Source organism: Musicola keenii (genome assembly GCF_014855505.1).
Classification (GTDB): domain Bacteria; phylum Pseudomonadota; class Gammaproteobacteria; order Enterobacterales; family Enterobacteriaceae; genus Musicola; species Musicola paradisiaca.
Window position 1 is genome coordinate 38,013 of sequence record NZ_JAAWVW010000009.1, and the last position, 13,498, is coordinate 51,510.

Consider the following 13,498-nt stretch of genomic DNA (forward strand, 5'->3'; position numbering starts at 1 on the left):
ACTATGAAAACGACACACACCGCTTTTTCATTGTTGCGCCCGGCGCTATTGGCCTCGGCGCTGGCCCTGAGCATCACCCCGGCGCTGGCGGCGATCCCCAAAGACATGCTGGTGATCGGCAAAGCGGCCGACCCGCAAACGCTCGACCCGGCCGTGACCATCGACAACAACGACTGGACGGTGACTTACCCGCTCTACCAACGGTTGGTGCAGTACAAAACCGTCAACGGCAAGGGGTCGACCGAAGTGGAAGGCGAGCTGGCACAACGCTGGCAGGCGAGCGACGACGGCAAAGTCTGGACGTTCACACTGCGCAAGGACGCCAAATTCGATGACGGCACACCATTGGACGCCAACGCGGTAAAACGCTCTTTTGAACGCCTGTTGCGCATCAAACAAGGGCCGGCGGAAGCCTTCCCGGCCGACCTGAAAGTCGACGCGATAGACGCCAACACCGTGCGCTTCACCCTCAGCACGCCGTTTGCGCCGTTCCTCTATACGCTGGCCAACGACGGCGCCGCCATCCTCAACCCGACGGTGCTAAACGCACACGCCGACGACGATGCCCGTGGCTTTCTGGCCGAGCACTCCGCCGGTTCCGGCGCTTACCGGTTGACGCGCTGGCAGAAAGGCCAGCAGTTAGTGCTGGAGCCCAACCCGTACTACACCGGCCCGAAACCCGCCTTCAAGCGCGTCACGGTGAAAATTATCGGTGAAAGCGCCACCCGCCGACTGCAACTGTCTAAAGGCGATCTGGATATCGCCGATTCACTGCCGGTAGACCAAATAAGCGCGCTGAAACAGGAAGGAAAAGTGGCGGTGCAGGAATACCCGGCCCTGCGCGTCACCTATCTGTACCTCAACAACAGCAAGGCACCGCTGAATCAGGTGGATCTGCGCCGCGCCATCTCCTGGTCCACCGACTACCAAGGCATGGTAAAAGGCATCCTGAGCGGCAACGGCAAGCAAATGCGCGGGCCGATCCCGGAAGGCATGTGGGGTTATGACGCCACGGCACTGCAATACCAGCAGGACGGCGCCAAGGCCAAAGCCGCCTGGGACCAGGTGGCGGACAAGCCGAAAACCCTCAGTTTCCTCTATTCCGACAACGACCCCAACTGGGAGCCGATCGCCTTGTCGACGCAGGCCAGCCTGAAATCCCTCGGCATCGACGTGAAACTGGAAAAACTGGCCAACGCCACCTTGCGCGACCGGGTCGGCAAAGGCGATTACGATATCGCCATCGGCAACTGGAGCCCGGATTTCGCCGATCCCTACATGTTCATGAACTACTGGTTCGAGTCGGGCAAAAAAGGGCTGCCGGGCAACCGTTCGTTCTACAGCAATCCGCAGGTTGACGAGTTGCTGAAGAAAGCCGTTGCCAGCACCGATCAGGCCACACGCACCAAAGACTACCAGGCGGCGCAGAACATCGTGATCGACCAGGCGGCCTACGTTTATCTGTTCCAGAAGAACTATCAGGTCGCCATGAACAAAGAGGTGAAAGGGTTTGTGTTCAACCCGATGCTGGAGCAAATCTTCAATATTGCCACCATGAGCAAGTAATCCCACTTGCCTGACCGACAGCGCAGGGCCTGCGGGCCCTGCCGGAGAAAGCCATGACGTTCTGGAGCCTGATTCGACAACGTTGCTGGGGATTGGTGCTGGTGGTGGCCGGCGTCTGCGTCATCACCTTTATTATTTCGCACCTGATACCGGGCGATCCGGCGCGCCTGCTGGCGGGCGATCGCGCCAGCGACGAGATTGTCCAGCACATGCGCCGGCAGCTCGGCCTTGATCTGCCGCTCTGGCAGCAATTTTACCGCTACGTCGCCGCCCTGCTGCACGGCGATCTTGGCACCTCGATCCGTACCGGCCGGCCGGTGCTGAACGATCTGAAAACCTTCTTTCCCGCCACGCTGGAGCTGGCGTTCTGCGCGCTCTGTCTGGCGCTGCTGCTGGGCGTGCCGCTCGGCGTACTGTCGGCGGTGTATCGCAACCGCGGGCTGGATCATCTGGTACGGCTGCTGGCGCTGACCGGTATCTCCACCCCGGCGTTTTGGCTGGGGCTCGGCGTTATCGTGCTGTTCTACGGCCACCTCGGCCTGCTGCCGGGCAGCGGCCGGCTGGATGACTGGCTGGATCCCCCCGCCCACGTCACCGGTTTTTACCTGATCGACGCTCTGCTGGCGGGCGATCTCGACGCCTTTATCAACGCGGTGCAGCACCTGGTGCTGCCATCGCTGACGCTGGCGTTCGTCCATCTCGGCATCGTCGCGCGCCAAATCCGCTCCGCCATGCTGGAGCAGCTCGGCGAAGATTACATTCGCACCGCCCGCGCCAACGGTCTACCGGGGTATCGAGTCATCCTCCAATACGCCTTGCCCAACGCGCTGATCCCGTCGGTCACGGTGCTTGGGCTGGCGCTGGGCGATCTGCTGTACGGCGCGGTGCTGACGGAAACCGTGTTCGCCTGGCCCGGCATGGGCGCCTACGTGGTGTCTTCCATTCAGGCGCTGGATTTCCCGGCGGTGATGGGTTTTGCGGTGGTGGTGTCGTTCGCCTACGTGGTAGTGAACCTGCTGGTGGACGTGCTGTACCTGTGGATTGACCCGCGGATCGCTCGGGGAGGTAAACGATGACGACGATGCAGGAAACCGTGGCGGTGCGCCGCCCCTCGCCGTGGGCCCGACGGCGATGGCTGCTGAAACAGAGCCCGCTGACGCTGATCGGCGGCGCTATCATGCTGTTGATGCTGCTGATGATGCTGTTTTCCCCGTGGTTGACGCCGCAGGATCCCAACGCCATCAATCTGGCCATGCGGCTACAGCCGCCTTCCGCCGCGCACTGGTTCGGCACCGATGAAGTCGGGCGCGATCTGTTCAGCCGGGTGCTGGCGGGCAGCCAGCAGTCGGTGGCCGCCGGGCTGGCGGTGGTGGCGTTGGCGGGCATCAGTGGTTCGCTGTTGGGGTGCCTGTCCGGCGTGCTGAGCGGCCGTGCCGACGCGCTGATCATGCGGCTGATGGACATCATGCTCTCCATCCCGTCGCTGGTGCTGACCATGGCGCTGGCGGCGGCGCTCGGCCCTAGCCTGTTCAACGCCATGCTGGCGATCGCCATCGTGCGGATCCCGTTCTATGTTCGGCTCGCGCGTGGTCAGACGCTGGTGGTGCGCCAGCATACCTATGTGGAAGCGGCGCGCACCTTCGGCGCCTCGCGCTGGCACCTGATCGACTGGCACATTCTGCGCAATGTATTACCGCCGCTGGTGGTGCAGGCATCGCTGGATATCGGCAGCGCCATTCTAATGGCCGCCACGCTAGGCTTCATCGGGTTGGGCGCGCAGCAACCCACCGCCGAGTGGGGCGCCATGGTGGCCAACGGCCGCAATTACGTGCTGGATCAATGGTGGTATTGCGCCTTCCCCGGCGCGGCAATCTTGATTACCGCAGTGGGATTCAACCTGTTCGGCGACGGCATCCGCGATCTGCTGGACCCAAAAAGCGGAGGACGCCAGTAATGGAACAGCGGGTACTCACGATAGACAATCTCCACCTTGGCTTTCCGGGGTTCGGCGGCGAAGTGCACGCGCTGAACCGGGTATCGCTGCACGTCGATCGCGGCGAGATCGTCGGCGTGGTGGGCGAATCCGGCTCCGGCAAATCGGTCACGGCGATGTTGGCCATGCGCCTGCTGCCACCGGATAGCTACCGGATCCACAACGGCAGCGTGCGCCTGTTGGGCGAGGATGTGCTGGCCGTTGACGAAGCCCGAATGCGCCGGTTACGCGGCGCACGGGTGGCGATGATTTTTCAGGAGCCGATGACTGCGCTCAATCCCACTCGCCGCATCGGTAAACAACTTATCGACGTCATCCGCCAGCACCAGCCGCTGTCACATGCGCAGGCCAAAGCCAAAGCGTTGACGCTGCTCGACGACATGCAAATCGCCGATCCGCCGCGGGTGCTGGAGCGCTACCCGTTCGAACTGTCCGGCGGTATGCGCCAGCGCATCATGATCGCGCTGGCGTTCTCCTGCGAGCCGGAACTGATTATCGCCGACGAACCCACCACCGCGTTGGACGTCACCGTCCAACGCCAGGTACTACGGCTATTACGGCAAAAAGCACGGGCCAGCGGCACCGCAGTCCTGTTCATCAGCCACGATATGGCGGTGGTCTCACAGCTGTGCGATCGGTTGTACGTCATGTACGCCGGCTCGGTGATTGAAAGCGGCCCGGCCGCGGCGGTTATCCACCAGCCGAAACACCCTTACTCACTGGGCCTGTTGCGCTGCGCGCCGGATGAAAGCGAACCCCGCGCCGTACTGCCTGCCATCCCCGGCACCGTGCCGAACCTGAGTCAACCGCCGTCCGGCTGCGCGTTCCGGGAACGCTGCTTCGCCGCATCGGAGCGCTGCCACCAGACGCCGCCGCTCCAGCCGTGGCGCGACCCGGCGCAACAGATCGCCTGCTGGCACCCACAAGCGGAGGAATCCCATGTCTGACATCCTGCTGGAAATGAACGCGGTACACGTTCGCTTCCCGACGCGCGCTAACTGGCGAGGCCAGATCACCGAGCAGGTGCACGCGCTGAACGGTATCGACCTGCAACTGTACCGTGGCGAAACACTGGGTATCGTTGGTGAATCGGGCTGCGGTAAAAGTACCCTGGCCCAGCTATTGATGGGCATGTTGTCGCCTTCGCAAGGCGAATGCCATCTGGCGCGCACGCCGACATCCTGGTTGGGGCGCGGTATGCAAATGGTGTTTCAGGATCCGCTGTCATCGCTGGATCCACGGCTGCCGGTCTGGCGCATCATCACCGAACCGGTGTGGATCCAGTCCCACCCCAGCGAACGGGAGCGTCGCGCGCTGGCGGAGCAACTGGCGTTGCAGGTCGGCATTCGGCCGGAATATCTCGACCGCCTGCCGCACGCCTTCTCCGGCGGCCAGCGTCAGCGTATCGCCATCGCCCGCGCGTTGTCGGCGCAACCGGATATCATCGTGCTGGATGAGCCGACCTCGGCGCTGGATATTTCGGTACAGGCGCAAATCCTCAACCTGCTGGTGGAATTGCAGCGTCAGCATCAGCTCACCTACGTGCTGATTTCCCACAACGTCTCGGTGGTGCGCCATCTGAGCGATCGGGTGGCGGTGATGTACCTAGGGCAGATTGTCGAGCTGGGCGACGCGCAGCAGGTGCTCGGCGCGCCGGCGCATCCCTATACCCAACTGTTGTTGGATTCGGTGCCCCGTATCGGCCGGGAACTGGAAGGGGCTCCCGCCAATACCGAACTCCCCGGCAACCGGCAGCTGCCGCAGGGTTGCTACTTTCGCGACCGTTGTCCGCACGCCACCGTGGGCTGTGAACAGGCGCAGCCGCTGCGAACACTCGCCAGCAGTAGAGCGCTGCGCTGCCGGTACGACGCGCCGAACGACTAACGGAAGACGCGGTAGCCGCAACGCCGGTCACATCCGCTCGACCACCAGCGCCACCCCCTGGCCACCGCCGACACACAGCGTTGCCAGGCCGAGCGTTTTGTCCCGCGCCGCCAGCGCATGCAGCAACGTCACCAGAATGCGCGCACCGGATGCGCCGATGGGATGGCCCAGCGCAATCGCTCCGCCGTTCACATTGGTTTTCTCCATATCCAGCCGCAGTTCCCGGGCGACGGCGATGTACTGCGCGGCAAACGCCTCGTTGGCTTCGATCAGATCGAGATCCGCCACCGTCAGCCCGGCGGCGTGCAGTGCGCGCCGGGTCGCCGGAACCGGCCCAACCCCCATCATGGCGGGATCGACGCCGCAGGTGGCGTAGCCCCGAATCCGCGCCAGCGGCTGAACGCCCAGGCTGCGCGCTCGCGTTTCGCTCATCACCAGCAGGGCCGCCGCACCGTCATTGATACCGGACGCATTACCCGCCGTTACCGACCCCACCGCATCAAACGCCGGTTTCAGCTTCGCCAACCCTTCCAGCGTCACATCCGGACGCAGGTGTTCGTCGGCGTCAAACTGCCGGTCGCCGTTCTTACTCCGCAGCATCACCGGCAGAATCTCGCGTTGAAACGCGCCCTGCGCTTGTGCTTCGGCAGCACGGCGTTGCGACAACAACGCGATCTCGTCCTGATCCTGTCGGCTGACGCCGCAGCCCCGGGCGACATTTTCCGCAGTCATCCCCATGTGATAACGGTTGATGGCGCAAAACAGGCCGTCATTCACCATGCTGTCGGTAATACGCTGATCGCCCATCCGCAGCCCCCAGCGCGCCTTATCGAGCAGATACGGCGCCGCCGACATATTTTCCATCCCCCCGGCCAGTACGGTTTCAGCGTCCCCGGCCGCGATTGTCTGCGCCGCCGCGATCACGCTCTTCAGCCCAGACCCGCACACGATGTTGAGGCTGCTCGCCGGCGTGGTATCCGGCAAACCGGCCAACAGCATCGCCTGACGGGCCGGATTCTGACCGAGCCCCGCCTGCAACACATTACCGAACACCACCTCGTCAACCACGTCGGCGTCAACGCCGGCCCGCGCCAACGATTCTTCCATAACCAGCGCCCCGAGTTTCGGTGCGGCCAATGCGCTTAGACTGCCGCCGAATTTACCGATAGCCGTGCGTACCGCGCTGACAATAACGATTGATGTCATACATCGCCTCTCGAATTAACAATAAAACACGCCTGTTCCGGCGGAATTAACCACGTCGGAATGCCTATTTCTGGTTTGCTGTTTCCGTCCAACAAAGACGGCAATTAAAATAGAAAAACTATCCGCTCATCATGCACATTGCAGGAATGAGAGCATCACGCGATAGGCATAACCTCCCACAGTCAACTACCGGGAATTTGAAATATGCCGGATGTATTTATCTATTTTGTTATCGTATTTATAAACATCATCATGCTGTAACGCATAACGTGTTGGCCTATGCGTTTCTTATTATTTAATAGGCATACTGAACCCGACATGAATAAAGGACACATCGGCGTCATTTTTAGCGCGCAGCGAACGCAGCACTCTGGCGCTGAGCGCGAACGAGCCGAAGTCATAGGCCAGCAGCGGCCCGGCCAACACATGCTCGGCGCGATTGCCTCGCCCGTAAAGCCCCTCCACCGCATCCACCGTTCGGCCATTAATTTCATCATCGGTAATCTGATGGGTATAATTACCCACCACGCCGACGGTGAAATTATTTATTTTCTTCGCCACAGTCATATCCAAATAATAAGTCATGCCTGATTGGTAATGGGTGGTTTTATTTTCCGTATTCACATCCAGAATATTATTAAATGTGACACTCCAACCGTTGGATAAATACGTTAGCGCGACATTTGGCTCTATCGTCCAATAATCATTACCGATGGTGGTAGCAGATTTAACATTACGGCCGGCGGATGCATCGTAGGTATAACGAAACATACCGTTATCGGCATACAGCGTCAGCCCGGTGCCCAGAAAATACCCCCCGCCCAGCGACCACGACAGAATGACAGGCGTAATTGCGGTATTCACCAGGCCGTTACTCCTGATACTGGCGTCGCCGTCGGCGCTATAGGTTTTCGTCCGTGCCCATTTGTACGGCTGAGCCACAGCCATAGCATAACGCGCCCCCAACACCTGCCAATCCGTCACCCAACTCAGTGCCATTACGGCGCTGACATTCGCCGCCTTGATGCGCTGTCCGCCGGGCGTCACAGCGGTATCGCCGCGACCGTTCTTCACCCAGCCGCGCTCATCGGCGATATCCGCCATCAGATACACGCCGGGAGGCGGCAAGGCACCGGCGGCGGTGCCGGTGGTTGCGCCGGGCTGCAACGGGCTAATGCCTTCGGCGGCGCCGGCGGTGCCCGCCAGCATGCCAAGCGTCAGTGCCATGAATCCGCCACACCCGACTACTGAGTTATTCAACTGCATGGATGTTTCTCCCCTGAAAACCTGCATTATCCGGAACGACAACGCATCCGGTATCGACCTGTTCACTCGCTGACCGGCGTCACATCGATAAGCCAGATCAACAACAACGCCACCGCACCGACCCCCACCAGTAGCAGATAGGCGCCGGTATACCCACCCAGATACGCCAGGCCGAACGCCAGAATGGAGAAGGCAAAACAGCGCACGATGGACTGAATGGGGTGAACGATACCGATAGCCCGCACATAGAGGCGGCGAGGAAATTTGGTGGCGATAAGCGCAGTGCTCAGGTTGGTGGCGCCCGGCAGACTGAAGCCGATCATCAGCAGAGACAGCCACAGCATCAGCGGCTGATGCGCGAACAGATTGATCAGCACCGCCGCCATCCACCAGAGGGTATACACCAGCAGCGCCCGTTTCACGCCGAGGCGATGATTGAGCCAGCCCCAACCGTAGGCGCCAAACGTGCCGAACAGCGCCGAAGCGGTCATATACAAAATGGCGGTATTCAGTTCATAGCCCATCTCCATCAGCCGCGGCACAATCTGGCTGACCACCCCGACCAGCATGATGTAGATGGCGCCGGTCGCAATCCCCATGAACCAGACATCCCGCATCCCCAGCAGTTGCCGGACGCTAAGCGGACACACATAGCTGTCGTGCTGTTGCGCCCGCGCCGCCAGCTCAGCGTTGGACAGCGGTTCGTTATCCGGCGCCAGGCCGACGTCCTCCGGCTTGTTGGCCACACACAGCAATACCAGCATCGCCATCACGAACATGGCGATGGCGATGCCCCAAAAACCGTGCCGGATGCCCAGCAACGCAAACAACCCCGCCAGCGTCGGAACGAAGAACGCGCTGGACATAGTCTGCCCCACCGTGCACCAGCCCAACGCCAGCCCGGCTTTGCGTACAAACCAGCTGGTCATCACCGCCGTGCCGCCGACATAGGCGAACCCGGTGCCGAAAAAGCAAACACCGGCGAACAACAGCGTAAAGCCGACCAGCGAGCCGCAATACCCCAGCAGGCCAAAACACACCCCGCAGGCCAGCAGGCAGAACACAATGTTAAATCTGGCGCCTTTCTTTTCGCACAACCAAGCGCAGATCGGGCCTGCCGGGATCGACGCCCAGGACGCCGGCGTCGCCAGCGCCAGCAGCGCGCTGTATTCCAGATGGTAGGTGCTCGACAACGCAGGCAGCACCACATTCAAGCCGTGTGTCACCGCTCCCGCGGCCAGCCAGAACATCACGGCCTGAAAGACGATAAGGGTCCAACCGCGGGCGCCGAACCCGTGGTCGACGCGGGTAGAGGCGGTAGCGTCATAGGCGGCGCCGTCGGTATTTTTGGTTAACGCCATATTGTTATTTTGCCCGGTCATAAGGAGATGCTCCCACGGCGCTGGCGCCGTCATGCGGTGATATCAGCGGGTCGGCGAGGCCGCCGCCCGGTTCCCGTCATGCGCGCGACGCAACGGCCGCCGCGGCATATATGTAAGTGATTGCTTGCTTGTCTCCCGGCGGCGGGTGGGCCGAACCCGCGCACGCCGCCGGGTGCGTATCAAGGCTGTAGGGTTTTCAACCGGCTGGAAATCAGCAAGCGCGGCTCCACCTGGCGCTGAATGTCGTCAGGCGTCAGCTCCTCCAGCAGTTCCACCAACATCAGGCCGTCGCGCGTGACATCGATGACGCACTGTTCCGTCACGATGTGGTCGACACAACGCTGCCCGGTCAGCGGATAGCTGCAGGTATTGACGATTTTCGGCTGGCCGTCGCGGGTGCAGAGCTCCATGGTGATGATGACCTTGCGCGCGCCGTTAACCAGATCCATCGCTCCGCCCATGCCGAACACCCGGCCGGGCTGCGCCCAGTTGGCCAGATCGCCGGTTGCCGATACCTGCAACCCGCCCAGCACCGACGCCGCCAGCTTGCCGGAACGCACCAGCGCGAAGGATTCGGCGCTGTCGAATGCGCTGGCCCCCGGCACCGGCACAAAGCGCATGGCCGTCGCGTTGGAAAACCCTTCCACCGCCTGTATGCCGGACGCCAGCGGCCCCATGCCGACTAATCCGTTTTCGGTATGGAACATCACGCCGGGTTCGGCATAGTCGCTGCACAGGCTGGGGATGCCGATGCCCAGATTGACGACATCCCCCGCCGAGAAGTATTCCGCCGCGCGGCGGGCAATACGGTTACGTGGGTTCATGGCCGTTGTCCCTCCATCGTCAAAATCTTGTCCACGTACACGCCGGGCGTGGCGATGTCATCGACACCGAGTTCGTCCAGATCCACCAGCATGTCCGCATCCACCAGCGTCATGGCGCAAGCCTTGGCCACCAGCGGATTGAAATTACGCATCGTGCCGCGGTAGGTCAGGTTGCCTAACGGGTCGGCGCTGCGGGCACGCACCAGCCCGATATCCGCCCGCAGCGCCGTTTCCAGCAGCCAGGTTTCGCCATCAATATCAATCCGCTGCTTGCCTTGCTCCGCCACGGTGCCGAGCCCGGTTTTGGTCAGCACGCCGCCCAAACCGGAACCGCCGCTACGCATACGCTCCGCCAGGCTGCCCTGCGGCACCAGCTCCAGCGCCAGCTTGCCTGCCGCCACCAACGCGACCGTTTCGGTGTTGCGCCCGATATGGGAGGCGATCAGCTTATCCACCAACCCGAGGTGAATAAGGCGGCCGATGGTCAGATCAGCGTCGCCGCTGTCGTTGGAAATCAGCGTGAAATGCCGGGCTCCGCTCGCAATCACGCAGTCAATCAGCCGGTTAGGCACGCCATGATTGGCGAAACCGCCGCACATCAACGTCTGCCCGTCCTTGAACAGCGCGATGATTTCATCGGGTAACGCGAATTTTTCCGTCATGTTTATTCCCTCGTCAGCAGTACGGCCACGCCCTGCCCGCCGCCGACGCAGAATGAGATCACGGCGTTATGCAGATTGCGTCGGCGCATGTCATAGACGGTCTTGGTAGCCAGAATGGCGCCGGTTCCCGCCAGCGGGTGTCCCATGGCGATGGCGCCCCCATTCGGGTTGACCCGATCCGGATCCATGCCGATTTCACGGATACAGGCCAGCGACTGGGCGGCAAACGCCTCGTTCAGTTCCCACAGGTCGATATCGCCGACGTTCAAACCGGCCTGTTTGAGCAGTTTGGCCGTCGCGGGGATCGGCCCCAGCCCCATCAAACCGGGTTCTACGCCAGCGGCGGCATAACCGCGGAATACCGCCAGGATCTCGCGCCCGCTCCGTTCCGCCAGCTCGCGTTCCATCATCACCACCGCGCCGGCGCCGTCGCTCATTGGCGAACTGTTGCCCGCCGTCACCACGCCGTCGGGCAGGAAACTCGGCCGCAACGCCGCCAGCCCGTCCAGCGAGCAGTCGGGCCGGATGGCTTCATCCTGCTGTACCCAGCTTTCCCGCCCTTTTTTGTCGGTCAGCATCACCGGCACGATCTGCTCCTCGAACCTTCCTGCCTGCAACGCACCGGCGGCGCGTTGATGGCTGCGCAGCGCAAACTCATCCAGCTGTCGACGGCTAAACCCGTATTTCGCCGCCACGTTTTCCGCGGTGATCCCCATCGGCGGATTACCAAACCGATCCGGCGTGGTGTGGATATCCACAAAGCGCGGCGGCTGAACGGCATAGGCGGTATCGGTTTTCTCCAGCATCCAAGTCCGCCGGGAGTCGCTTTCCACCCCGCCGGCGACTATCACATCGGCGAACCCCGCCATGATCTGAATGGCGCCATAAGCCAGCGCATTGAGCGAGGCGGCACACTGGCGATCCAGCGTGATGCCCGGCACCGTCACCGGCAGCCCGGCCTCCAGCGCCACCATGCGTCCCATGTTGTTGATTTCGTGATTCATGAGATTGGCGAAGATGACATCGTCAATCTGTTCGGGCGCGATCCCGGCGCGACGTACCGCTTCGCTGACCGCCAAAGCCCCCAACTGGTGTGCCGGCACCGGGGCCAGCCTTCCCCGGCAGCGGCCAATCGGCGTGCGTGCCGCCGCTACAATCACTGCTTCTTTCATAAGTCCTTCTTTTCGGAATGTGTGAAACACCGTTCTGCGCGCCGGACAGCCGCCGGTGCACGCCGACGATCCGTGCGTCAGTTGGCCATCAGCGGCGGAATGCCCAGTATTTTTCTGGCGATGTCCGGCGTCGCCACCCGCTTGCCGAACAGCCGCACGGCCTGCGCTGCGCGCGTCACCAACTGCGCGTTGGTGGCCTTTTCGCCTTTGCTGAAATAAACGTTGTCCTCCAGCCCTACGCGCACATGCCCGCCCAGCGCCAGCGCGGTGAACAGAATGGGAAGGTGGTGTTTGCCGATGCCAAAAGCCGACCAGGTGGAGCCGGGAGGGATATGAGTCGCCAGATAGTGCAGGTTCTCCACCGACGCGGGCATACCGCCGGGGACGCCGAGGCAGAACTGATAGTGAAGCGGCGCGCGCAGCTTACCGGTTTCGACAAAATAGTTGGCGACGCCCAGCATGCCGCTGTCGAAGATTTCCACTTCCGGCTTGATGCCCCGCTCAGTCAGGATCCCGCCCAGCTGGCCGAGAAACTGCGGCGAGTTGACGAACACACCGCCGGGCATCCAATTGAAGGAACCGGCGTCCCACGATGCCATTTCGATGCCGTCCAACGTGGCGACATGGGCCTGTCGTTGGCTATCGTTAGCCCGGCTGTCGCCGGACGTCGTACAGTTGATAATGACATCGCAGTCTTTATGGCGGCGCAGTAGACGGATGGTTTCGGCGAAGCGCTCGCGATCCATCGTGCCCAGCCCCTGCTCATCACGCATATGCAGATGAACCACCGCCGCGCCCGCCAGCCAGCAACGGTAGGCATCCTCGGCGATTTCTTCCGGGGTCAGCGGGATATGCTCGTTGATATCTTTCGGCGTTACCGCCCCGGTCAGGGCGGCGGAAATAATGACGTCATCTCCGGTATTCATAATACTGCTCCCATTTTTCAAACCTGTTTTTACTTCGTCTTTTACTTCGTTTTTTACTTCGTCGCGCTATCACGCCGTCCGTAAGAACAATCACCGCAACACGTTCATGCTGAAAACGTATTTATTCTTTCGGCCACATCACCTCGTACAGACCACATATAATTCGGTCAATTCGGTATATTTTTGACAGCACCCCATCGATATTTCAGTCGACAGTCACGATATTTAGCAGGCGGTATTCCCCCAGCGAGTACATTGCTGAAAAAGAACTCACAATATGGAGGAAATGAAATTACAGCCCATGAAAAACGGCTTCACCTTTATATTAACTTAATAACCACTACCCACCGAAACTATCACCCCGCAGCGGGGCATAGAAATTCTTTTTATTCCCGCCGCTATGTTTTTTCTACATAACCGACGTCAATTGGGTTATGATTTTTTAAAAAAACAAACAAAATCAAATAACTAACAAATAATCACACACTATAAATAACCAAGTTCGTTAAGTAATTAACTGGGATTTTTTATTTTTCTGCGTCAAATCGGGTTATACAAAAAAAACATAACCGAAAGTATAAAAAGAATTTCTGATGTTTTATTGGTGATGATAGGTT

12 protein-coding genes are annotated in these 13,498 nt (G+C 60.8%); 5 read left to right on the plus strand and 7 right to left on the minus strand.

Features of this window, described 5'->3' with window-relative positions:
• The first annotated feature begins 3 nt into the window (after nucleotides 1-3).
• The 5 genes from HEP82_RS11460 to HEP82_RS11480 are packed head-to-tail and all read left to right on the plus strand — an operon-like array spanning nucleotide 4 to nucleotide 5,443.
• On the plus strand, nucleotides 4-1,566 hold the full coding sequence (locus HEP82_RS11460) for an ABC transporter substrate-binding protein (protein ID WP_192458202.1): 1,563 nt from the start codon (nucleotides 4-6) through the stop codon (nucleotides 1,564-1,566).
• A 53-nt stretch (nucleotides 1,567-1,619) separates the two neighbouring features.
• Entirely contained in the window at nucleotides 1,620-2,642 is a 1,023-nt protein-coding gene (locus tag HEP82_RS11465) for an ABC transporter permease (protein ID WP_192458203.1), read from the plus strand.
• Nucleotides 2,639-3,520, plus strand: a complete 882-nt coding sequence (ddpC, locus tag HEP82_RS11470) for a D,D-dipeptide ABC transporter permease (RefSeq protein WP_192458204.1) — start codon at nucleotides 2,639-2,641, stop codon at nucleotides 3,518-3,520. Before HEP82_RS11465 ends, ddpC begins: the two co-directional genes overlap by 4 nt.
• Nucleotides 3,520-4,506 carry an ABC transporter ATP-binding protein gene (locus HEP82_RS11475; RefSeq protein WP_192458205.1) on the plus strand — a complete coding sequence of 329 codons (987 nt, stop codon included), beginning with the start codon at nucleotides 3,520-3,522 and terminating at the stop codon, nucleotides 4,504-4,506. Before ddpC ends, HEP82_RS11475 begins: the two co-directional genes overlap by 1 nt.
• The gene (locus HEP82_RS11480) at nucleotides 4,499-5,443 is read left to right on the plus strand and encodes an oligopeptide/dipeptide ABC transporter ATP-binding protein (protein ID WP_192458206.1); all 945 of its coding nucleotides are present in this window, start codon (nucleotides 4,499-4,501) and stop codon (nucleotides 5,441-5,443) included. The genes HEP82_RS11475 and HEP82_RS11480 overlap by 8 nt, the downstream gene beginning before the upstream one ends.
• Nucleotides 5,444-5,470: 27 nt before the next feature.
• Here the strand turns inward: HEP82_RS11480 and HEP82_RS11485 are convergent, their stop codons facing one another.
• The 7 genes from HEP82_RS11485 to HEP82_RS11515 all read right to left on the minus strand — a co-directional run bounded on the left by HEP82_RS11485 (nucleotide 5,471) and on the right by HEP82_RS11515 (nucleotide 12,881).
• Nucleotides 5,471-6,649, minus strand: coding sequence for an acetyl-CoA C-acetyltransferase (locus tag HEP82_RS11485; protein WP_192458207.1), 1,179 nt, complete (start codon nucleotides 6,647-6,649; stop codon nucleotides 5,471-5,473).
• Nucleotides 6,650-6,940: 291 nt separating this feature from the next.
• The gene (locus HEP82_RS11490; protein WP_192458208.1) at nucleotides 6,941-7,915 is read right to left on the minus strand and encodes a SphA family protein; all 975 of its coding nucleotides are present in this window, start codon (nucleotides 7,913-7,915) and stop codon (nucleotides 6,941-6,943) included.
• Nucleotides 7,916-7,977: 62 nt separating this feature from the next.
• Nucleotides 7,978-9,297 carry an MFS transporter gene (locus HEP82_RS11495; protein WP_192458209.1) on the minus strand — a complete coding sequence of 440 codons (1,320 nt, stop codon included), beginning with the start codon at nucleotides 9,295-9,297 and terminating at the stop codon, nucleotides 7,978-7,980.
• A 179-nt stretch (nucleotides 9,298-9,476) separates the two neighbouring features.
• A complete protein-coding gene (locus HEP82_RS11500; protein WP_192458210.1) occupies nucleotides 9,477-10,121 on the minus strand; it encodes a CoA-transferase in 645 nt (214 codons plus the stop codon).
• Nucleotides 10,118-10,783: a CoA transferase subunit A gene (locus HEP82_RS11505; RefSeq protein ID WP_012764993.1), complete on the minus strand. Its 666-nt coding sequence runs from the start codon at nucleotides 10,781-10,783 to the stop codon at nucleotides 10,118-10,120. Before HEP82_RS11505 ends, HEP82_RS11500 begins: the two co-directional genes overlap by 4 nt.
• 2 nt (nucleotides 10,784-10,785) lie before the next feature.
• A complete protein-coding gene (locus tag HEP82_RS11510) occupies nucleotides 10,786-11,955 on the minus strand; it encodes a thiolase family protein (RefSeq protein WP_192458211.1) in 1,170 nt (389 codons plus the stop codon).
• Between the two features lie 77 nt (nucleotides 11,956-12,032).
• On the minus strand, nucleotides 12,033-12,881 hold the full coding sequence (locus HEP82_RS11515) for a BKACE family enzyme (protein ID WP_192458212.1): 849 nt from the start codon (nucleotides 12,879-12,881) through the stop codon (nucleotides 12,033-12,035).
• Nucleotides 12,882-13,498: the final 617 nt, after the last annotated feature.